Here is a 20844-nt window from a genome sequence, read left to right on the forward strand (position 1 = left end):
CCCCCCACCACGCGAGGAAGTTCTCGATGTCCCAAGATGTAGCGATCATCGGCACCGGGCGCACGCCCTACAGCCGCGCCAAGCCGGGCGAAACCCTCTACACGGTCGACGAGTACATCGCCTGGGCGGCCGACCTGGCCCTGCAGCAGGCCGGCATGTCCAAGAATGATTTCGACGGCCAGGGGCTGGGCGTGGCGCACGCGGAGACGGCGCACACCGTCAACTGGTCGGCCGCGACGGCCGAGAACCTGGGCATCAGCCCGCAGATCCTGCTGCGCGCCGACCAGGGCGGCGCTTCCGCCACGGCCATGCTGATCCGCGCGGCGGCGTTGATCCGCGCGGGGGTGGTAGACCGCGTGCTGGTGGTCGGCGCCGACACGCCGCTGAACATTCCCTCGGCCGCGCCCGGCCTGCCCTTGTCGCCCGAGCGATCGCGCGGCGTGTACTGGGATTTCCAGGGACCGTTCGGCGTCATGGGCGCGACCGCGCAGTTCGCGCTGGTGTTGACGCGCTACATGCACCAGTTCCCGGGGCTGCGTTTCGAGACACTGGGCAAGATCGCGGCCAGCAACCGTTTCCATGCCTCGCTGCATCCCGGCGCGATCTATCGCACGCCTTTCACGGTCGAAGACTACCTGGCCTCGCGCGTGCTGTCGGACCCGATCCGGCTGCTGGACTGCGTGCCCATTGTCAACGGCGGGCTGGCCTATGTCGTGACCTCGGGCGAGACGGCGCGGCGCCTGTGCGACAAGCCGGTCTGGCTGCGCGGCTTCGGCGAAGCCAACAATTACTACCATGGCGCGCGCGCCTTGCCCGACATCACCACCACCGGCTTCGCGCAGTCCGGGCCGGCTGCGCTGAAGATGGCCGGCGTCTCGCATGCCGACATCGATTTCTTCCAGCCCTATGACGACTACCCCTTCATTTCGATGATGACCATCGAGGACTGGGGGTTCTGCAAGAAAGGCGAAGGCGGGCGCTTCATCGACGAGCACGACCTGCGCTTCGACGGCGACTTTCCCCTTTCCACCGACGGCGGCCAGCTCTCCGGCGGCCAGCCGGGCGGCGCCATCGGCGGTTTCATGCCGCTGATCGAGGCGGTGACGCAGCTGCGCGGCGAGGCCGGCGAGCGCCAGGTAAAGAACGCGCGCATCGGCGCGGCGTGCGGCTTCGGCGGCATTCCCTATGGCCGGCCGGGGCGCAGCTGCGTCGCCGTCGTGCTCGGCAACGACGATTGAGGGCCTTGACCATGACCGATTCCCCCCTGCACAAGCCGCTGCCCGCCATCACCGACCAGACGCGCCCGTTCTGGAGTGCCGCCCGCGAGGGCCGCCTGGTGCTGCAGAAATGCCAGCGCTGCGGCACGTTCAACTTCCACCCCAAGCCGTGGTGCATCGAGTGCGGCTCGCGCGAGCTGCGCTGGACCGAGGCGCGGCCGACCGGCACCGTGTATTCGCATACGGTGTCGCGCTCGGTAGCCATGAACTATCCGGGCTGGCAGCAGGACTTGCCGCTGATCCTGTGCCTGATCGACCTGGACGACGGCGCGCGCCTGTATGGCCACGTGACCGGTTGCGCTCCGGAGGACATCCGCATCGGCATGCGGGTCGGCGTGCATTTCGAGACCATCAGCGAAGACGCCGGCATTCCCAAGTTCCATCCCCTGGACTGACACCATGAGCCCGGAACCCGATCCGCAGACGCTGCGCAAGGCCGCCATGCGCGACGTGTCCTTCAATTGGGAGGATCCGCTGTGCCTGGATGAATTGCTGACCGGCGAGGAACGCATGATCCGCGACAGCGCGCGCGCCTATGCGCAGGAGCGCCTGATGCCGCGCATCCTGCTGGCGCACCGCCACGAAGACTTCGACGTCGCGGTAATGAAAGAAATGGCCGAACTCGGCCTGCTCGGCGCCACCATCGACGGCTACGGCTGCGCGGGCATCAGTTATGTGGGCTACGGCCTGATCGCGCGCGAGTTCGAGCGGGTCGACACGGCCTTCCGCTCGGCGCTGGGGGTGCAGAGCACCTTGTCGATGATGCCGATCTACCTGTTCGGCAGCCAGGCGCAGCGCGAGCGCTACCTGCCCGCGATGGCGCGCGCCGAGCTGCTGGGCTGCTTCGGCCTGACCGAGCCGGACCACGGCTCCGACCCTGGCTCCATGGCGGCGCGCGCGCGGCAGGTGGAAGGCGGCTGGCGCCTGTCGGGCACCAAGACCTGGATCACCCATGCGCCGATCGCGGACCTGATGGTGGTCTGGGCCAAGGACGATGCGGGCGAGGTGCGCGGCTTCATCCTGGAGCGCGGCATGCCGGGCCTGGAAACGGCCAAGATCGACGGCAAGTTCTCGGTGCGCGCCTCGCCGACCGGCCAGATCCTGATGGACGAGGTGTTCGTGCCCGAGTCGCAGCGCCTGCCCGCCGCCAGGGGCATCGGCGCGCCGTTCGCCTGCCTGAACAACGCCCGCTTCGGCATCTGCTGGGGCGCCATGGGCGCCGCCGAATTCTGCTGGCACGCCGCGCGCCAGTATGCCCTGGACCGCAAGCAGTTCGGCCGCCCCCTGGCCGCCAACCAGCTGATCCAGAAGAAGCTGGCCGACATGCAGACCGAGATCACCCTGGGCCTGCACGCCTGCCTGCAACTGAGCCGCCTGCGCGACGCCGGCCGGGCCAGCCCGGAAATGGTGTCGCTCATGAAACGCAATTGCGCCGGCAAGGCGCTGGAGATCGCCCGCATGGCGCGCGACATCCACGGCGGCAACGGCATTTCGGACGGCTTTCATGTCATCCGCCATGTGCTGAACCTGGAGACGGTCAACACGCTGGAGGGCACCCACGACATCCATGCGCTGGTGCTCGGCCGCGCCCAGACCGGCATTTCGGCTTTTGCATGACCCGCGCGCCGGCGGCGGCCGGCGCACGGCGGCGCCACCGCCGCGCGGCGCAGGACTGGCCACGGCAGCGGCTTTTTCGGTTTCACTTTGTGCGTTTCAGACCTCGAACCACGGATATGAACCTGACCGACTCCTCCCGCACCGACGCCATCCAGCGCATGATCCATCCCCGCGCGATCGCGGTCATCGGCGCCTCGGCCGACCTGTCCAAGGTCAATGGCCGTCCGCTCAAGCACCTGCTCGACAAGGGCTATACGGGCCGCATCCTGCCGGTCAATCCCAAGTATCGCGAGATCGCCGGGCTGGCCTGCTACCCGGACATCGCCAGCCTGCCCGACGGGGTCGACGTGGCGGTGGTGGCGGTGCCGGCCAGCGAAGTCATCGCCAGCGTCGAGGCGCTCGGCGCGCGCGGCGTGCCGGCCGCCGTGGTGTTCAGCTCCGGCTTCGGCGAGATGGGCGCCGCGGGGCGCGCGCTCGAACAGCGTCTGGCCGCCGCCGCGCAGCGCGCCGGGGTGCTGCTGTGCGGCCCGAACTGCCTGGGTTTCATCAATGCCTTCGAGAACGTCTACGCCACTTTCAGCCAGTATGCGGACGGCGAGACCGGCGCCGGCCCGATCGCCTTCGTGACCCAGTCGGGCGCGTTCGGCACGGCGATCGCCGCGCTGGTGCGCCAGCGCGGCCTGGGCCTGGGCTATTTCATCAATACCGGCAACGAGGCCGGCCTGGCGTTCACGGAGCTGATGCTGGCGGTCATCGAGGACCCGCGCATCCGCGTGGCGGCCGGCTACCTGGAAGGGCTGGCGGACGGCGACGGCCTGGTCCGGCTGGCGCGGCGCTGCCGCGAACTGGGCAAGCCGCTGGTGCTGACCAAGGTCGGGCGCATGGCCGCCGGCGCGCGCGCGGCCGCCTCGCACACGGGCGCGCTGGCGGTGCAGGACGCGGTCTTCGATGCAGTCATCCGCCAATATGGCGTGCTGCGCGCGCGCAACGAGGAGCAGATGCTGGACATGCTGGAAGCGCTGGCCCAGCCGCGCGCCTGCGCCGGTTTCGGCCTGGGCATCGCCACCCAGTCGGGCGGCGCCGGCGTCATGATGGCGGACCGCGCCGAAGAGGTCGGGCTGACGGTGCCCGCGCTGGAGGCCGCCACGCAGCGCCGGCTGGCCGAGTTCATGCCGGCCTTCGGCGCGGCCGGCAATCCGGTCGACGTGACCGGCCAGTTCGTCGCCCGCCCGGAGTTGCTGCGCGAATCCGTCATCGCCCTGCTCGACGATCCGCAAGTGCACGTGGCGATCGTCTGGCTGCAGCTGATGACGGCGCATGTGGACACGCTGGTCGCCATCTTCGCCGAGATCCAGGCGCGCACCGACAAGCCTTTCTTCGTGTGCTGGGTCGCCGCCCCGCCGGCGGCGCCGCAGCGCCTGCGCGAACTCGGCATCGCGGTCTACGGCGCCGGCGAGCGCGCGGTGGAAGCCGCCGCCGCCCTGGCCCGCTACCACGCCGGCCGTCCGGCGGCGGCGCAGCCGACCGCCGCCGCCGCGCCCTGCCCGCCGGGACTCGACCCGCGCCGGGACGGCATGGTGCCGAGCGTCCAGGCGACCGCCTGGCTGCAGGCGGCCGGCATCCCCATGGCGCCGGTCGCGCTGGCGCGCGATGGCGACGCAGCGGTCGCCGCCTGGCGCGGCTGCGGGCGCGCGGTCGCGCTCAAGATCGAATCGCCCGATATCGCGCACAAGACCGAGGTGGGCGGCGTGCTGCTCAAGCTGGACGACGCGGCGGCGGTGCGCGCGGGGGTGGCCACGCTGCTGGCCAACGCCGCGCGCCACGCTCCCGGCGCGCGCATCGCGGGCGTGCTGGTCCAGCCCATGGCCGAGGGCCATCTCGAACTGGTGGTGGGCGTCCAGCGCGACCCGGTGTTCGGCGCCATGGTCATGGTCGGCAGCGGCGGCGTGCTGGTCGAAGTGCTGAAGGACGTCGCCTTCCGGCGCGCGCCGTTCGACGTGGATACGGGCCTGGCCATGCTGGACGAGTTGCGCATGGGCGCGTTGCTGGATGGCGTGCGCGGCCAGCCGGCGGTGGATCGCCGGGCCGTGGCGCGATTGTTGTCGGACCTGTCGCGCTGGGCCGCGGCCACGCCGCGGCTTGCCGAGCTGGATCTCAATCCGGTGCGCGTCGGCCCCGCCGGGCCGGTGGCGGTCGATTGCGTGATGGTATTGCGCGACCCGCAGGCGTAGTCCCTTCCGGGCGCCGCCGTTGCGGCGGCGCCCTTCTTCCACAAGGCATGAAGGAGACACAAGATGCAGACCCATTCCCGCTTTTCCAGAGTACTGCGGCACTTGCTCGGCGCCGTCTTGCTGGGCGCCGGCCTGGGGACGGCGCAGGCCGCCTATCCCGACCGGACCATCACCTTGATCTCGCCGTTCAGCGCCGGCGGCGACGCCGACCTGGCGGCGCGCTCGTTCGCCGCCGCGGCGGCCAAGGTGCTGGGCCAACCCGTGGTCGTGCTGAACAAGACCGGCGCCAGCGGCGTGATCGGCTCGGCGCAGGCCATCGCCGCGCCGCCCGATGGCTATACCCTGCTGCTGGCCCGCACCGGCTCGCAGGCGATCATGCCGGCCATCATGCCGGGCACCACCAAGTACAAGTGGGACGACTACACGTTCATCGGCACGCTCGAACTCAACCCCTATGGCTGCGTGGTCAACGCCAAGTCGCCCTACCGGACCTTCGGCGACCTGGTGCAGGAAATCAAGAGCCGCGGCAAATCGCTGAACTACGGTACCGCGGGCGTGCTGACCACCAACGACATGGGCCCGCGGCAACTGTTCCGCCTGCTCAAGCTGACCGACCAGACGCCCACGCAGATTCCATACAAGGGCACCGGCGAAACGGTGACTTCGCTGCTGGCCGGCGAAACCGAGTTTTCCTGCGGCAGCCTGGGGCCGTTCCTGTCGCAGATCAAGGCCGGCGCGCTGCGCGCGCTGATCGTCACCACCGAACAGCGCATCGCCGAACTGCCGGACGTGCCCACCGCGCGGGAGCTGGGCTACGCCGAGATGGAAGCCGTGGTGGGCTGGAGCGCGATATTCGGGCCGCCCGGATTGCCGGAGGAGGTCACCGCCAAGCTGGTGGCGGCCATGCAGGCCATCGACAAGGACCCGAAGTGGCGCGCCATGACCGCGCAGACCGGCTCCATTCCGCATGTCATGTCGCCGCAGGAAACGCGCGAGTTCACCCGCAAGCAGTACGAGCTCTATCGGTCGCTGGGCGAGATGCTGAACATCATCGACGCGAAGAAGTAGCGCCGTCCCCTCTCTACCGGAGAGGCGGCGCGGACGGGGTCGCGGCCCTCATGGCACAATTCGCAACGACTGCGATATTCGCTGCCCCGTCCACCTACATGCTCCTGGTTCTAGCGCGCTTTCTTTTCGGCTTTGGCGTGACGCTGCTCGCCGCCGCCATCCTGCTGGCCGCCACGGCGGTTTGCCTGGCCTTCATTCGCCGCAACTTGCATGCCGAGGCCGATGCGCGCCGGCAGGATATTTCCAACGGCATCGCGGTACTCGTCACGGTCATGCTGATCCTGCTGGGCTGCTTCCTGGCGGGCCGTTTCCTGTACAGCCTGTTGGGAGGCGCGCTGGCCGGGGGCCTGCCGCACTGGCTGGCGGGCGGCGGCCGGGTCTCGGCGGCCGCCTTGCTGGGAGCGACCGCGGCGCTGGGGCTGCTGGCCTATGTGCCCCGCTTGTTGCGGCCCAGGCAGCCGCCGGATCCAGCCGCGAAACCGGCCGCCGCCGCGGCCGCCAGCCGGCCCGCCGCGAAAGCCCTCAAACCGGCCAAGGCGGCGCCGGGCGAACCCGCGTCGCGCCGCCTGGCGTGGCTGGGCTGGACCGGCCTGCTGTTGACGCTGATCGGCGCCACGCTGCTGGTATTCGCCTATATCGTGACGCCGCCCGACTTGCGGGCCCTGCTCATGCGCAGCATCGACACACTGCCCGGCCAGCAGGCCGAAATGATCGCGCACGCGCGGTTCATCTTCTATGTGGCGGGCGGCACGCTGCTGGCCGGCGCCCTGCTCTTGCTGGCCTGGCCGCTGGTGCGCCGGCCCGTGCCGGCCTGACCGAATGCGGCCGGTCCGGGCGTCCCCGCGCCGCGCCGCCGGCGCGGCCGCGCATCCGGCCAGCGTGTTTTAATGCCCCGGCCGGCTCCCATGGGCGGCATGCCATGGCGTCATGCATGATCGAGTACGATTGCGCGTTGGCATGAGCCGCCCGCGGCCCCGCCCGCCTGGCTCGGGCGCCGCCCGTCGTGCCGGCTCCAACCCTCCCCATCGCATCGCATGTCCGAACCGACCAGACAGCCCCCGGGCAAGAGCAGGAAAAAGCGCTATATCTGGATTGCCCTGGCCGTGGCGGCCATCTTGCTCCTCGGCAAGGTGCTGTTCTTCAGCGCGCCGCCCAAGCCCGATTTCGCCACCGCCGAAGCCAGGCTGGCCGACATGGAGGACAGCGTGCTCGCCTCCGGCACGCTGGAGGCGGTGCGCCAGGTCAGTGTCGGCGCCCAGGTGTCGGGCCAGCTGAAGTCGCTGAAGGTGCAACTGGGCGACGAAGTCCAGCAGGGCCAGCTGGTCGCCGAGATCGACGACATGACGCAGCAGAACGACCTGCGCAACGCCCAGGCCGCGCTGGCGACCCGCAAGGCGGAACGCCAGGCCAAGCTGGCCACGCTCAAGCAGGCCGAGCTGGCGTACGCGCGCCAGCGCCAGATGCTGTCGCGCGACGCCAGTTCGCGCGAGGACTTCGAACAGGCCGAGGCCAACCTGAAGGTGACGCGCGCCGAGATCGCCGCGCTGGACGCGCAGATCGCCCAGGCCGAGATCGAAGTCGACAAGGCGCGCGTCAATCTCGGCTACACCCGCATCTCGTCGCCGATGGACGGCAAGGTGGTGGCCATTGTCACCAAGGAAGGCCAGACGGTGAATTCGATCCAGACCGCGCCCACCATCATCAAGGTGGCGCAGGTCGACACCATGACGGTCAAGGCGCAGATCTCGGAGGCCGACGTGACGCGCGTGCGGCCAGGCCAGAAGGTGTATTTCACCATCCTGGGCGAACCCGACAAGCGCTATTACGGCACGCTGCGGGCGATCGAGCCGGCGCCCGACTCGATCCAGCGCGACGAGAGCACCAGCGCCCTGACCGGCGCCAGCTCGACCACCACCGGCACCAGCGCGGCGGTCTATTACAACGGCCTGTTCGAAGTGCCCAACCCGGACGAAACGCTGCGCATCTCCATGACCGCGCAGGTCTTCATCGTCCTCGGAGAAGCCAGGCAGACCCTGGTCATCCCGTCGTCGGCGCTCGGCAAGCGTGGCGAGGACGGCCGCTATACCGTGCGGGTGGTCGGCGCGGACAACCAGCCGGTCGAGCGCCAGATCAAGGTGGGCATGAACAACAACGTCACCGCCCAGGTCCTGGAAGGCCTGTCGGCCGGCGAGAAGGTGGTCTCCGCCGAGGCCGCCGCGCCCGCGGCGCCGCAATGACGGAGCAGGCCATGCCGGCGCCCGCGGACAGCCGACCGCTCATCAGCCTGGACGGCGTGTGGCGCGAGTTCGCCGCCGGCGACCAGACCGTGGCGGTGCTGCGCGACGTCAACCTGCGCATCGAGGCCGGCGAAATGGTGGCCATCGTGGGCGCATCGGGCTCGGGCAAGTCCACCCTGATGAATATCCTGGGCTGCCTGGACCGGCCCAGCCGGGGCGTGTACGAAGTAGACGGCCGCGCCACGGACTCGATGGACCCGGACGAGCTGGCCGAGCTGCGCCGCGAGCATTTCGGCTTCATCTTCCAGCGCTATCACCTGCTGGCCGACCTGACCGCGCAGGGCAATGTGGAAATGCCGGCGATCTATGCCGGCACCGCCCGCGGCGCGCGGCGCGCGCGGGCGCAGGCGCTGCTGCGCCGCCTGGGGCTGGACCACCGGCTGGACTACCGGCCCGGCCAGCTGTCGGGCGGCCAGCAGCAGCGCGTGAGCATTGCGCGCGCGCTGATGAACGGCGGGCGCATCATCCTGGCCGACGAGCCGACCGGCGCGCTGGACACCCAGACCGGCCAGGAGGTGCTGCGCATCCTGGAGGAGCTCAACGGCGCCGGCCATACCGTGGTGATCGTCACGCACGACATGAACGTGGCGCAGCACGCGCGCCGCATCATCGAGATCAGCGACGGCCGGATCGTGTCCGACCGCCGCCACGCCGAGGTGCCGCCGGCGCCCGCGGCGGCGCCCGGCGACCCGGTGCGCGCCGAGGCGCCGCGCGAACGCACGCGCCCGTGGCAGGCGCTGCTGGAACGGGCCAACGAATCGCTGCACATGGCGCTGCTGGCCATGAACGCGCACCGGCTGCGCACCTTCCTGACCATGCTGGGCATCGTGATCGGCATCGCCGCGGTGGTGTCGGTGGTGGCCCTGGGCGAGGGCTCGCGGCAGAAGATCCTGGCCGACATCAGCGAGATCGGCACCAATACGGTGGACATCTACCCGGGCAAGGACTTCGGCGACGAGAAAGCCGCCACCATCCGCACCCTGGTGCCGGCCGACGCGGACGCGCTGGCGCGCCAGACCTACGTCGACAGCGTCACTCCCGAAGCGTCGACCACGGCCTCGCTGCGCTATCGCAATGTGTCGGTGAACGGTTCGATCCAGGGGGTGGGCGAGCAGTTCTTCCGCGTGCGCGGGCTGAAGCTGGCGCAGGGCCAGTTCTTCGACGGCGAGGCGGTGACCCGGCGCGCCCAGGAGGTGGTGATCGACGAGAACACCCGCAAGGCGCTGTTCGGCAACCACACCGACCCGGTCGGCCAGGTGATTTTCCTGGGCACGGTGCCGGCGCGGGTCATTGGCGTGACGGTGCGCAAGGAAAGCATGTTCGGCGACGGCCAGACGCTCAATGTCTGGATCCCCTACACCACCGCGCTCAGCCGCGTGCTGGGCCAGCAGCACTTGCGCAGCATCACGGTGCGGGTCAGCGACGCCATGCCGACCAAGGCCGCCGAGCAGGCCATCACGCGCCTCATGCTGCAGCGCCACGGCACCAAGGATTTCTTCGTCTTCAACACCGACACCATCCGGCAGACCATCGAGCGCACCACCGCCACCATGACGCTACTGGTGTCGGCCATCGCCATCATTTCGCTGGTGGTGGGCGGCATCGGCGTGATGAACATCATGCTGGTGTCGGTCACCGAGCGCACCCGCGAGATCGGCGTGCGCATGGCGGTCGGCGCGCGCCGCAGCGACATCATGCAGCAGTTCCTGATCGAGGCGGTGCTGGTCTGCCTGATCGGCGGCATGCTGGGCATCCTGTTGTCGCTGGGCCTGGGCGTGCTGGTGGCGCAGGCGTCCGGCGGCAGCTTCCGCCTGATCTATTCCGGCGCCTCCATGGTGGCCGCCTTTGTCTGCTCCACGCTGATCGGCGTGGGCTTCGGTTACCTGCCGGCGCGCAATGCCGCCCGGCTCGACCCGGTCGAATCCCTGGCCAGAGAATGAACACCCCGTCCTCCATGCCCCGCCCCGTCCTCTGGTGCCTGCTGGCCGTGCCGCTGGCGCTGGCCGGCTGCGGCCTGATGCGCACTTCGTACGAACGCCCGGCGGTGCAGAGCCCGGCGGCCTGGACCTACGCCACGGCGCGCGACGCGGCGGCGGCCGGCGGCGTCTGGTGGCGCAACTTCGACGACCCCACGCTGACCCGCCTGATCGACCTGGCGCTCGAGCGCAACAATGATCTCGCCGCCGCCGCCCTGCGCGTGCGCCAGGCCCAGTTACGAGCCGGCCTGGCGCGTTCCGACCAGTTCCCCACCCTGGGCGGCAATGTAGACCTGAGCCGCCAGCGCGACATGCGCCGCGACCAGACCATCGTGCGCAGCAACAGCGCCAGCCTGTCGGTGAGCTACGAGCTGGACTTGTGGGACCGCCTGCAGGCGCAGCGCGACGCGGCGGAATGGGAGGCGGCCGCCACCGAGCAGGACCGCGCCAGCGCGGCGTTGTCGCTGGTCGGCACCACCGCCACCTTGTATTGGCGCATCGCCTTCATCAACCAGCGGCTGGCCAGCGCGACCCAGAGCATTGCCTATGCGCAGCGCACGCTCGAACTGGTGCAGGCGCAGTACGACGCGGGCGGCGCGTCGGCGCTCGAAGTGGCCGAGGCGCGCCAGAACCTGGCCAGCCAGCAGGCGGCCCGCACCGACATGGCCCAGCAGCGTGTGGAGAACCTCAATGCGCTGGCCATCCTGTTCGACGGCCCGCCCGACCGGATCATGGCCGATCCACCCCGCCTGCCGCCCACCACACTGCCCGCGGTGCCGGCCGGCGTGCCGGCCGACCTGCTGGCGCGCCGGCCCGACTTGCGCGCGGCCGAGCTGCGGCTGCGCGAGGCCCTGGCGCAGACCGATGCCACGCGCGCCAGTTTCTATCCGCCCCTGACGCTCACCGGCGCGCTGGGCGGCACCAGCACGGCGCTCGGCAACCTGCTGCAGAACCCGGTGGCGACGCTGGGGGCCGGGCTGACGCTGCCGTTCCTCAACTGGAACCAGATGCGGTTGAACATCCGCATCTCCGAAACCGAATACGCGCTGCGCGTGGTGCAGTTCCGCCAGGCGCTGTACCAGGCCATGGCCGACGTGGAAAACGCGCTGTCGGCGCGCACCCAGCTGGCCGCGCGGGCCGAACTGCTGGAGCAGTCGCTGGCCGCGGCGCGGCAGGCCGAGGACCTGTACGAGGTGCGCTACCGCAGCGGCGCGGTGTCGCTGCGCTTCTGGCTCGACGCCCAGGAAAAGCGCCGCGCCGCCGAGATCGAACTGGACCAGAACACCCTCGACCGGCTGGTCAACCAGGCGACCCTCTACCAGGCGCTGGGCGGCGACACCCGCTGAGCCGCCGCCGCTCCCTGGCCCCGTCCCCGGGGGGCCGCGCCGGATGCCGGCACAGGCGCGCCCAGCTATACCAGGCACCCAGGTGGCCGGCTGGCCAGGTGTCTGACACCCCATGCGACGCCCCAGGCACGCCACGAGCGCCGCAAGGGGTGTCAGACACCTATCGTGAAATGAAACGCGCCCTCGCAAAGCCCGACAGCCGCCCAGGTGTCTGACACCCCATGCGATGCCCCACGCACGCCACGAGCGCCGCGAGGAGTGTCAGACACCTATCATGAAATGAAACGCGCCCTCGCAAAGCCCGACAGCCGTCCAGGTGTCTGACACCCCATGCGACGACCCACGCACGCCGCGAGCGCCGCAAGGGGTGTCAGACACCTATCATGAAATGAAACGCGCCCTCGCAAAGCCCGACAGCCACCCAGGTGTCTGACACCCCATGCGACGACCCGGGCACGCCACGAACGCCGCAAGGGGTGTCAGACACCTATCATGAAATGAAACGCGCCCTCGCAAAGCCCGACAGCCACCCAGGTGTCTGACACCCCATGCGATGACCCAGGCACGCCACGAGTGCCGCGAGGGGTGTCAGACACCTCCCACGACGGCGCTCGCGCCTAGCGTTCCAGCCCCGCCTTGCGCGCCTGCAGGGCGATGGCGCCCAGCACGCCGAGGCGGCGCAGCGGGTCGGGCGGCAGCCAGTTCGGCTTCTCGAACGCGGCCAGGTCGTCCAGCATGGCGCTGCGCTGGCCGGCCACCAGTTCGCCCAGCAGCTTGCCGTAGATGGTGCCCTTGATCACGCCCGCGCCATTGCAGCCCACCGAGGCATACAGGCCCGGCCGCACCTGCCCGACGAACGAGGCGCCGTTGCGGGTCAGCGCGGTGGAACCGCTCCACACGTACTCGAAGTCGTAGGCCCCCAGGTCCGGATAGCGGCGCTCGAACGCGGCGCGCAGCATCTGCGCCACGCGCGGCATCGGCTGCTCGGCTTCGTACGAATAGGCGCTGCGCACCATGAAGCGCCCGCCGCGGATGCGCCGCAGCGTGGTGCCCAGCCGGTTGGCCGGGATGACGCCCCATTGGTCGCGCTCGCCCAGCCGCGCCTGGCGGGCCGGGTCCAGCACCGGCGTGACGCCGGCATAGGTATAGATGGTGATGAGCCGGCTGCGCAGGAAGCCGAGCCGCCGCGCGAAAGCGTTGTTGGCCAGGATGACGTTATCCGCCACGTATTCGCCGGCGCGCGTGCCGACGCGGTACGGCCCCGCGCCGGCGATCGACAGCACGGGATTATCCTCCATGAGCCAGACGTTCTCCGGCAGGGTATCGGCCAGGCCGCGGATCAGCGCGGCCGGCTGCACGAACACGTTGTTCATCGAGTGGTAGCCGAACCGGTAATAGCCGGTGCCCAGGGCAGCCCGCAGGGCGTCGCGGTCGAGCTCGGTGTAGTCGACGCCCCAGTCGCGGTATTGCGCCAGCGCCGCGCGCAGGTTGCGCTCGCCGCCCGGCGTGGCCGCCGCGTGATACTTGCCGGCGACATCCCAGCCGCAATCGAAGCCGCCCTGCTGCGACAACTGCGCCAGCCAGTCGAGGCCGGCCTGGAACATGGCGATCTGCTTGCGCGCGACCTGCAGCGGGCTGTGGTGCCCGCTCATGCGCGTGTTGTGCGGGAGGTTGATCAGAAAACCGGAATTGCGGCCGGCCGAGCCCTCGCCCGCGACGGTGGCGTCGACGACCAGCACGCGGTCCTGCGGGCGCAGCTCGGCGATGCGCCGCGCCGCCGCCAGGCCCGTATACCCGGCGCCGACGACCAGGTACTTGACGCGGCGCTCAGGCGGCGCCGCGCTGCGCGCCGCGCGCGGCGGCAGCATGGCGTTCCAGCCGGAACCGCTCTGGTAAGTGGGGTAAGTCCGCGATTGCCCTGTGGGGGAAGACATGATGGATGCGATGTGGCGTTGAACAAATCATTGGTCGGCGCGGGCTTGCAGGCTGCGCATGACTTCGCCCTGCACGGTGTCCCAGATCTGCGACTTCAGTTCGATGTAGCGCGGCGACAGCTGCACGCCGGCGTTGCGCGGATACGGCAGGTCGTTGGCCAGGTCGCAGGCCACGCGGCCTGGCCGCGCGCTCATGATGACCATGCGGGTCGACAGCAGCAGCGCCTCGTCGATGGAGTGCGTGATGAAGACGATGGTCTTGCCGCTCTGCTCGTAGATGCGGGTCAGTTCCTCCTGCAGCACCTGGCGCGTCATGGCGTCCAGCGCGGCGAAGGGCTCGTCCAGCAGGATGACGTCCGGGTCGTTGGCCAGCACGCGGGCGATCGACACGCGCTGGCGCATGCCGCCCGAAAGCGCCTTGGGATAGGCGTCCTCGAAGCCCTTCAAGCCGACCATCTCGATGAACTTCTGCGCCGTGGCGCGGCGCTCGGCGGCGCCGACGCCCTTCATCTTCAGGCCGAACGCCACGTTCTCGGCCACCGTCAGCCAGGGGAACAGCGCGTACTGCTGGAACACCATGCCGCAATGCGGATCGACGTCGCGCACCTCGCGCCCGTTGACGACGATGCGCCCGGCGCTGGGCCGCTCGAAGCCGGTAATCAGGTTGAGCAGCGTCGACTTGCCGCAGCCCGATGCGCCCAGCACCACCAGGAACTCGCCGCGCGGAATCTGCAGATCGACGCCGTCCAGCGCCTGGAAGGATCCGAAGGCCTTGGAAACGCCCTCGATGGAGATCATGGAGTCATTCATCGCGACCATGCCAGCACCCTGTTTTCAATGACCCGGAACACCACGTCGGTGACCAGCACCGTGACGCTGATCAGCGCCATGCCCAGCACGACCGTGTCGGTCTGGAAGAATTCCTTGCCGTTCATGATGAGGAAACCCAGGCCTTCCTTGGCAGCCACCAGCTCGGCCGAGATCACGCAGGTCCACGACAGCCCGAGAATCACCTTGAAGCCGCTGAAGATCTGCGGCAGGCTGGCCGGCAGGATCACCGAGCGCATGACCTGCGAACTGCTGGCGCCCAGGTTGCGGGCGGCGCGGATCAGCAGCGGATCGATGTTGCGGGTGGCCTCGATCACATACAACAGCGCCGGCGCGAAGGTGCCCATGAACACGATGCTGTACTTCTGCGTCTCGGTGATGCCGAACCACAGCAGCGACAGCGGGATCCAGCTCATGGAAGGCAGCGGCCGCAGGAAGGACAGGATCGGGTCGAAGGCCGCCCGCGCGCGCTGCGAGGTGCCCAGGAAGATGCCCAGCGGGATGGCCAGCGCGGTCGCGGCGGCGAAGCCCACCATCACGCGGCGGGCCGAGGCCAGGATGTGGCCGAACAGCGCGTCCTGGCCCCACATGGCGGCCATGCGCGCGAACACCGCCGACGGCGGCGGCAGGAACAGCGGGTCCACCCACTGCAGGCGGCAGACCATTTCCCAGAAGAGCAGCAGCACGATCACGGACACGCTGCTGATCAGCATCAGGTCCGGACGGCGCCGATGAGGTTGTGCATTCATGCTTGGATTCCAGACGAAAACACGGCGGGCGCGGGCCCGCCGTCGGTGCGGGCGGGCTTACAGGTAGGCGGGGTCGATCCACTCGCGCACGGGCGGCGCCTTGTCGATCTGGCCGTACTGCACCATCATCTCGGCCAGCTTCTGCAGCCCGTCGATGTACTTGCTGCCGGCGCCCAGCAACTGGCTCTGTTCGGCGGCGCTGTACCAGTCCGCCCCTTTCACCATCTCGAGCTGCTCGGCCGGCGTCAGCTTGGTCAACTCGACCAGCGCCGGCACGGCGCTGTCGGGCTGCGACTTGAGCTGTTCGTTGGCGCGGAAATACGCCTTCAGGAAGCGCCGGGCCGCCTCGGGATGCTCTTTCAGGAAGGCGCGGCGCGCCACCAGCACGTCCGGACCCGGCGTCACGCCGTAGGCCTTATAGAGCGCGAAGCCGGTATCGTCGGCCAGCACCTTCACGCCGGGCATGGCCTTGATGGCATTGAACTGGGGCGTCCAGGCCGCAGCGGCGTCGATCTGCCCCGACTGGAAGGCGGCCGGCATTTCCGGCGCCGGCACGTTCAGCACGGTGACGTCGCGGTCCGGCTGCAGGCCGGCCTGATCCAGCAGGTTCAGCACCAGCAGGTGCGCGCTGGAGGCGAAGGTGACGCCGATCTTCTTGCCCTTGAGGTCCGCCATCTGCTGCACGCCCTTGCGCACGATCAGGCCCTCGACCCGGCCGAAGTTCTCCGGCACGCCGATGATGGCGAAATGGCGCGAGCCGCGCGACATCACGGCCAGCGCGGCCGGCGCGGCGGTCACCGCCATGTCGATGTTGCCTGACAGCAGCGCGCTGACGCGCGCCGACGTGGTGCCGAACGACTCCCAGCCTACCTCCAGGCCCTGTTCCTTGAAGTAGCCCGCCTTGATGGCCAGCCAGGCGGGGTAATGGCCCAGCCAGGCCGAGCCGCCGTAGCGCACGGCCTGCGCGTCGGCGGCCAGGGCCCGGCCGGCCGCCGGCAGCGCCAATGCGGCGGCGCCCAGCGCCATGCCCTTGATGAGTTGTCTTCTGGTCGTGCCCATGCTCCTCTCCTTATCGTTGCTTTCAACAAAGCCGCATCTGCCGGCCCAGCCATGGCAGCCGGGCCGTCATCTGCGGGAATATCTCGGCCTGCAGGGCGCTGCGGCTGAACTGCCAGCACATCTCGGCCATTTCCTCGAATTCCTGGTGGCGCGACACCTGGTGCAGCGTGCGCGCCAGGCCGGGCCCGGGCAGCGGCAGCACCGCCACCTGGTCCAGCCACGCGCGCCCCTGCAGCAGGCACAGCGGCGTGGCCAGGGCCCAGCCCAGGTTGGCGGCGATCATCGCCATGACCACATCGCTGGTGTCGATCTCCAGGTACGGCGGCGCGCTGACGCCGCAGCGGCGCAGGTGGCGCTCGATCATGGCGCCGAAGTGCGAGCGGCCGCTGAAGCGGATCAGCGGCGCCGCCTGCGCCAGCTGGCGCAGGTCCATGGCCGCAAACGCGTCGGCGCGCGCCGCCGGCACCACCAGCACGAAGGGTTCGCTCAAGATGGGCCGGCGCGCCAGGCCGTCCACGTCTTCCAGCGCGTCGGTGGTGACGATGATGTCGACCTGACGGTTCAGCAGCGCCTGCGCATGGCCATAGGCCAGGCCGGACCACACCAGCACCTGGCTGGCGCTCTGGGTCAGCCGCTTGACGATGGCGGGCCCGGTGGTGGCGGCGAACGAATCGATCATGCCGATGCGGATCGCCGGCCGGTTCATGAGATCGGCCTCGCGCACCTGGGCGATCAGGCGGTCGACATCGTCGACGATCTGGCGGGAATGCCGCTGCAGCGCGACGCCCGCCGGCGTCAGCTTGTAGGGCCGGCAACTGCGGTCGAGCACCCGCATGCCGAGGATGTGCTCGATCTGCGTGACGGCTTGCGATACCGCCGACTGCGTCACATTCAGGGCGGTGGCGGCGGCCGACAGGCTGTCGGCCGCCGCCACCGCGGCGAATATGCGCAGCATGCGTATATCGAGGCTGGAATCGTTCTTCAGCGCGCCCATGTGGTCTCCTATCGGAAATACTAAGAAACCACGTGAATCTAGGCGAGAAATCGAGCTAAGTTAAGTGAATCTTATAGTGAATATAAATTGACGTTGGATATACGGAACGCAAGCCGGATCGCGCGCGCATGCGGCCGGAGCTACTGCACCGGCGGGATCTGCGCGTCGTGGACCACCTTTTCCCATTTGCGGATCTCGCTTTCCACGAAGCTGGAAAACTCGCGCGGCGTGCTGGACACCGATTCGACGCCCAGGGACGCCAGCCGCTCGCTGACATCCGGCAGGGCCGCGACGCGCGCGATTTCCTTGGCCCAGGCATCGGCAATGTCCCGCGGTATGCCGGCCGGCCCCATGAACCCGACCCACGAGGTCACGAAATACCCGGGGTACTTTTCGCCGATGGCGGGCACCTCCGGCAGGGATTTCAGCCGCTTGGCGCTGGCCACCGCGATGTACTTGAGCTTGCCGGCCTGCACTTGCGGGCCCATCAGGAAGACCGAATCGAATGTCAGGTCGACCTCGCCCGCCACGCCCGCCATGACCGACGGACCGCTGCCCTTGTAGGGCACGTGCACCATGTCGACGCCCGCGAGCGACTTGAACAGCTCGCCGCCCAGGTGGATGATCGTGCCGTTGCCCGACGACGAGTAGGTCAGCGAACCGGGCTGCCGCTTGAGCCGGTCGACCAGCTCGTCCAGGCTGTTCACCGGCGTGCGCGGGTTGGCCGTGATGGCGAGCGGGATCATGCCGGCCATGCTGAGATAGGTGAAATCCTTCAGCGTGTCGTACGGCAGCGACCGGTACAGCGGCGCATTGCTGGTGATGCTGGCGGTGGCCAGGACGACGGTATAGCCGTCCGGCTCGGCCTTGGCCGCCTGGTTCAGGCCGATGGTCGTGCCCGCGCCCGGGCGGTTCAGGACGACTACCGGCACACCCCAGTTCTGCGAGATCTTCTCGGCGTACAGGCGCGCGATCGGGTCGACCGCGCCGCCCGGCGGGTAGGGCACGATCAAGTTGATGGGCTTGCTGGGAAACGGCGCCGCGCTGAGCGCCGCGGAAAACAGGCACAAGGCCAGGCACAGGGTTCTGATCATGATGGTGTCTCCTTGGTTTTTATGAGGCCGCGCGGTGCGCCGCTACGGGAACCGCAGCGCGGCATCGGTCCTCTGCGCCAGCTCGTCGCGGCCGATGCCGGGCGCGCAATCGCGCACGATGAAGGCATCGCCGGCGCATTCGAATACGCCCAGCTCGGTATAGACGCGCGTCACGGTGTTGACCGCTGTCAGCGGAAACGTGCAGGACGTGACCAGCTTCGAGGCGCCGGCCTTGTCCTGGTGGCGCATCATGACCAGGACGTTGCGCGCGCCGACGGCCAGGTCCATCGCGCCCCCGACGCCGCCCCCGCCTTTCTGGCCCGGCACCTTCCAGTTGGCGATATCGCCATTGGGCGCCACTTGCAGCCCGCCCAGGATGGAGTAGTCCAGCCGCCCGCCGCGGATCAGCGCGAACGAATCCGCGTGGTGCACGATGGCGGCGCCCGGGATGAGGGTGGCGTGCTTCTTGGCGGCGTTCACCACGTCCGGATCCGCGCGTCCCGGCTCCGGCGCGGCGCCCAAGCCGATGATGCCGTTCTCGGAATGAAAGAAGACGGTCTTGTCGGCCGGAATGTGGTTCGCCACCAGCACGGGCAGGCCGATGCCCAGGTTGACCACCGACCATGGCGGCAGGTCCGCGGCCACCCGGCGCGCCAGTTCATCGTCCGACCAGCCCTTATTCATCGCCCGCCTCCACTATTCTGTCGACATACACGCCCGGCGTATGGACATCGTCGGGATCAATGGCGCCGACCGGCACCATCCGCTTGACCTGGGCAATCGTCGTGCGCGCCGCCATGGCCATGATGGGATTGAAATTGCGGCTGGCGAGCCGGTACCGCAGGTTGCCGTACGCGTCGGCCACATCCGCCTTGATGAAGGCGAAGTCCCCCGCCAGCGCTTCCTCGTACACGTAGCCCCGGCCGTTGACGATGCGGCATTCCTTGCCCCGCGCCAGCTCGGTGCCGTAGCCGGTCGGCGTGAAGAAGCCCGCCAGGCCCGCGCCCGCGGCGCGGATGCGCTCGGCCAGGGTGCCCTGCGGGACCAGCTCGACTTCTACCTGGCCGGCCTGGTGGGCGGCGAAGTAATGGTGCGAATCCGGCTGCGAAGGAAAAGACGCGATCAGCCGGGCGACCTGGCCATTCTTGAACAACCGCGACAACCCCAGCTCGCCCGTCCCCGCGTTGTTCGAGACGATGGTGAGATCCCTGGCCGCGGTGCGCGCCAGCGCGTGCAGGAGCCCGAACGGCAGCCCGATGTCTCCGAACCCGCTGACCAGGATGGTCGCGCCGCTCTTCACCACGCTCACCGCCTCGTCGGCGGATTCATAGGTCTTGTGCAACATGCTCCTCCCCCTGCTCCCAGTTGACATGGCCGGACAACCGGCGCTCACAGCGCGCGCACGAACTCGGCGGCGCCCGCGCGGCTGCCCAGCACGGCCGCGCCGACCACGCCGTGCCAATGCGCCTCGGACCCGTGTGCCAGCCGCCAGGCATGCAGGCGGCGGGTATAGAGCTGCAGGTCGTATTCCTCGGTGATGCCGATGGCGCCGTGCACCGCATGGGCGGTCGCCGCCACCAGGGCCGCGGCCTCGCTGGCGCGCGCCTTGGCGATGGCGGCCGGCAGCAGGCCGGGCTGCGCCGTGCCGGCGCGGAACGCGGCCGCCGTGGCAATGCGCGCGGCGGCGACGTGCTCGGCCATCACCGCCAACTGGTGCTGGACGGCCTGGAACTTGCCGATGGAACGCCCGAACTGGGTGCGATCGTTGCCGTACTGCAGGGTCAGTTCGAAACAGCGCGTCATTGCGCCCGCCAGCAGCGCGGCGTGCAGCGCCGCGCCCCAGGCGGCCAGCCGGCCGGCCGCGCCGAGCCGCCAGGCGGCTGGCCCGCGCGCGCCGGCGTCCCAGCGCAGGTCGGCGGTCGATTCGCCGTGCAGGCCGCAACTGCGGCGTTGCGCGGCGCCGGCGTCCAGCAGCCACAGCGCGTCGTCCAGTTCGGCTAGCACCAGGCCGGCGCGCATGCCGTATGGCACGCGCGGCGCGGCCAGCCCGCCGTCGGCGGTCTCGGCCAGGCTGGGCGCGAAAGTGGGCAGGCCGTCCGGCGCCGCCATGCCGGCCGGCAGCAAGGTGCGCAGCGCCATCGCCTGCCCCACGGGCAGCGGCACGGCATGGGCGCCCAGCGCCATGAAAAGCGGCAAGGCGTCGGCCAGGTCCGCGCCGGCGCCGCCGGCGTCTTCGGGCGCCATCAATTCCAGGAACCCGGACTGCCCGATCTCGCGCCACAGCGCATCGTGCGCGCCGCCGGCATCGATGGCGCGCACCACGGCCGGCCCGCACTGGCCTTCCAGGAGGTCTTCAAAAGCTTCGCTATACATT

18 protein-coding genes are annotated in these 20844 nt (G+C 69.6%); 9 read left to right on the forward strand and 9 right to left on the reverse strand.

Annotation, left to right across the window (positions count from 1 at the left end; genetic code table 11):
• The first annotated feature begins 26 nt into the window (after positions 1-26).
• The 9 genes from CAL24_RS21765 (at position 27) to CAL24_RS21805 (ending at position 11812) form a co-directional block, all read left to right on the forward strand.
• Positions 27-1238: a thiolase family protein gene (locus tag CAL24_RS21765; protein ID WP_094807908.1), complete on the forward strand. Its 1212-nt coding sequence runs from the start codon at positions 27-29 to the stop codon at positions 1236-1238.
• A gap of 11 nt (positions 1239-1249) precedes the next feature.
• A complete protein-coding gene (locus CAL24_RS21770; protein WP_028355252.1) occupies positions 1250-1672 on the forward strand; it encodes a Zn-ribbon domain-containing OB-fold protein in 423 nt (140 codons plus the stop codon).
• A 4-nt stretch (positions 1673-1676) separates the two neighbouring features.
• Positions 1677-2894 carry an acyl-CoA dehydrogenase gene (locus CAL24_RS21775; RefSeq protein WP_249278612.1) on the forward strand — a complete coding sequence of 406 codons (1218 nt, stop codon included), beginning with the start codon at positions 1677-1679 and terminating at the stop codon, positions 2892-2894.
• 116 nt (positions 2895-3010) lie between these two features.
• A complete protein-coding gene (locus CAL24_RS21780; RefSeq protein ID WP_094807910.1) occupies positions 3011-5125 on the forward strand; it encodes an acetate--CoA ligase family protein in 2115 nt (704 codons plus the stop codon).
• A 63-nt stretch (positions 5126-5188) separates the two neighbouring features.
• A complete protein-coding gene (locus CAL24_RS21785; protein WP_094807911.1) occupies positions 5189-6193 on the forward strand; it encodes a Bug family tripartite tricarboxylate transporter substrate binding protein in 1005 nt (334 codons plus the stop codon).
• A 98-nt stretch (positions 6194-6291) separates the two neighbouring features.
• On the forward strand, positions 6292-7008 hold the full coding sequence (locus CAL24_RS21790) for a hypothetical protein (RefSeq protein WP_141218104.1): 717 nt from the start codon (positions 6292-6294) through the stop codon (positions 7006-7008).
• Between the two features lie 219 nt (positions 7009-7227).
• A complete protein-coding gene (gene macA / locus CAL24_RS21795) occupies positions 7228-8430 on the forward strand; it encodes a macrolide transporter subunit MacA (RefSeq protein WP_094807913.1) in 1203 nt (400 codons plus the stop codon).
• 11 nt (positions 8431-8441) lie between these two features.
• The gene (locus tag CAL24_RS21800; protein ID WP_028355246.1) at positions 8442-10430 is read left to right on the forward strand and encodes a MacB family efflux pump subunit; all 1989 of its coding nucleotides are present in this window, start codon (positions 8442-8444) and stop codon (positions 10428-10430) included.
• Between the two features lie 14 nt (positions 10431-10444).
• Positions 10445-11812 carry an efflux transporter outer membrane subunit gene (locus CAL24_RS21805; RefSeq protein WP_249278613.1) on the forward strand — a complete coding sequence of 456 codons (1368 nt, stop codon included), beginning with the start codon at positions 10445-10447 and terminating at the stop codon, positions 11810-11812.
• A 617-nt stretch (positions 11813-12429) separates the two neighbouring features.
• On the opposite strand, the gene CAL24_RS21810 is transcribed toward CAL24_RS21805, so the two are convergent.
• The 9 genes from CAL24_RS21810 to CAL24_RS21850 all read right to left on the reverse strand — a co-directional run bounded on the left by CAL24_RS21810 (position 12430) and on the right by CAL24_RS21850 (position 20843).
• A complete protein-coding gene (locus tag CAL24_RS21810) occupies positions 12430-13746 on the reverse strand; it encodes an NAD(P)/FAD-dependent oxidoreductase (RefSeq protein WP_094807915.1) in 1317 nt (438 codons plus the stop codon).
• Between the two features lie 27 nt (positions 13747-13773).
• Positions 13774-14565, reverse strand: a complete 792-nt coding sequence (locus tag CAL24_RS21815; protein ID WP_028355147.1) for an ABC transporter ATP-binding protein — start codon at positions 14563-14565, stop codon at positions 13774-13776.
• Complete coding sequence (locus CAL24_RS21820) at positions 14553-15323, reverse strand: ABC transporter permease (RefSeq protein ID WP_028355148.1); 771 nt, start codon at positions 15321-15323, stop codon at positions 14553-14555. Before CAL24_RS21820 ends, CAL24_RS21815 begins: the two co-directional genes overlap by 13 nt.
• Positions 15324-15380: 57 nt before the next feature.
• Entirely contained in the window at positions 15381-16382 is a 1002-nt protein-coding gene (locus tag CAL24_RS21825; RefSeq protein ID WP_094807916.1) for an ABC transporter substrate-binding protein, read from the reverse strand.
• Between the two features lie 22 nt (positions 16383-16404).
• Positions 16405-17376, reverse strand: coding sequence for a LysR family transcriptional regulator (locus CAL24_RS21830; protein ID WP_028355150.1), 972 nt, complete (start codon positions 17374-17376; stop codon positions 16405-16407).
• A 140-nt stretch (positions 17377-17516) separates the two neighbouring features.
• A complete protein-coding gene (locus tag CAL24_RS21835) occupies positions 17517-18470 on the reverse strand; it encodes a tripartite tricarboxylate transporter substrate binding protein (protein ID WP_028355151.1) in 954 nt (317 codons plus the stop codon).
• 42 nt (positions 18471-18512) lie between these two features.
• Positions 18513-19154, reverse strand: a complete 642-nt coding sequence (locus CAL24_RS21840; protein ID WP_028355152.1) for a 3-oxoacid CoA-transferase subunit B — start codon at positions 19152-19154, stop codon at positions 18513-18515.
• Entirely contained in the window at positions 19147-19815 is a 669-nt protein-coding gene (locus tag CAL24_RS21845; protein WP_094807917.1) for a 3-oxoacid CoA-transferase subunit A, read from the reverse strand. The genes CAL24_RS21840 and CAL24_RS21845 overlap by 8 nt, the downstream gene beginning before the upstream one ends.
• Positions 19816-19859: 44 nt before the next feature.
• Entirely contained in the window at positions 19860-20843 is a 984-nt protein-coding gene (locus CAL24_RS21850; RefSeq protein WP_094807918.1) for an acyl-CoA dehydrogenase family protein, read from the reverse strand.
• Between the last annotated feature and the right edge of the window lies 1 nt (position 20844).

Source organism: Bordetella genomosp. 2 (genome assembly GCF_002261345.1).
In the GTDB taxonomy this organism is placed as follows: Bacteria; Pseudomonadota; Gammaproteobacteria; order Burkholderiales; family Burkholderiaceae_B; genus Bordetella_A.

Coding starts and splice junctions, on each gene's coding strand:
- CAL24_RS21765 (WP_094807908.1), top strand. CDS start 27: ATGTCCCAAGATGTAGCGATCATCGGCACCGGGCGCACGCCCTACAGC.
- CAL24_RS21770 (WP_028355252.1), top strand. CDS start 1,250: ATGACCGATTCCCCCCTGCACAAGCCGCTGCCCGCCATCACCGACCAG.
- CAL24_RS21775 (WP_249278612.1), top strand. CDS start 1,677: ATGAGCCCGGAACCCGATCCGCAGACGCTGCGCAAGGCCGCCATGCGC.
- CAL24_RS21780 (WP_094807910.1), top strand. CDS start 3,011: ATGAACCTGACCGACTCCTCCCGCACCGACGCCATCCAGCGCATGATC.
- CAL24_RS21785 (WP_094807911.1), top strand. CDS start 5,189: ATGCAGACCCATTCCCGCTTTTCCAGAGTACTGCGGCACTTGCTCGGC.
- CAL24_RS21790 (WP_141218104.1), top strand. CDS start 6,292: ATGCTCCTGGTTCTAGCGCGCTTTCTTTTCGGCTTTGGCGTGACGCTG.
- macA (WP_094807913.1), top strand. CDS start 7,228: ATGTCCGAACCGACCAGACAGCCCCCGGGCAAGAGCAGGAAAAAGCGC.
- CAL24_RS21800 (WP_028355246.1), top strand. CDS start 8,442: ATGCCGGCGCCCGCGGACAGCCGACCGCTCATCAGCCTGGACGGCGTG.
- CAL24_RS21805 (WP_249278613.1), top strand. CDS start 10,445: ATGCCCCGCCCCGTCCTCTGGTGCCTGCTGGCCGTGCCGCTGGCGCTG.
- CAL24_RS21810 (WP_094807915.1), bottom strand. CDS start 13,746: ATGTCTTCCCCCACAGGGCAATCGCGGACTTACCCCACTTACCAGAGC.
- CAL24_RS21815 (WP_028355147.1), bottom strand. CDS start 14,565: ATGGTCGCGATGAATGACTCCATGATCTCCATCGAGGGCGTTTCCAAG.
- CAL24_RS21820 (WP_028355148.1), bottom strand. CDS start 15,323: ATGAATGCACAACCTCATCGGCGCCGTCCGGACCTGATGCTGATCAGC.
- CAL24_RS21825 (WP_094807916.1), bottom strand. CDS start 16,382: ATGGGCACGACCAGAAGACAACTCATCAAGGGCATGGCGCTGGGCGCC.
- CAL24_RS21830 (WP_028355150.1), bottom strand. CDS start 17,376: ATGGGCGCGCTGAAGAACGATTCCAGCCTCGATATACGCATGCTGCGC.
- CAL24_RS21835 (WP_028355151.1), bottom strand. CDS start 18,470: ATGATCAGAACCCTGTGCCTGGCCTTGTGCCTGTTTTCCGCGGCGCTC.
- CAL24_RS21840 (WP_028355152.1), bottom strand. CDS start 19,154: ATGAATAAGGGCTGGTCGGACGATGAACTGGCGCGCCGGGTGGCCGCG.
- CAL24_RS21845 (WP_094807917.1), bottom strand. CDS start 19,815: ATGTTGCACAAGACCTATGAATCCGCCGACGAGGCGGTGAGCGTGGTG.
- CAL24_RS21850 (WP_094807918.1), bottom strand. CDS start 20,843: ATGTATAGCGAAGCTTTTGAAGACCTCCTGGAAGGCCAGTGCGGGCCG.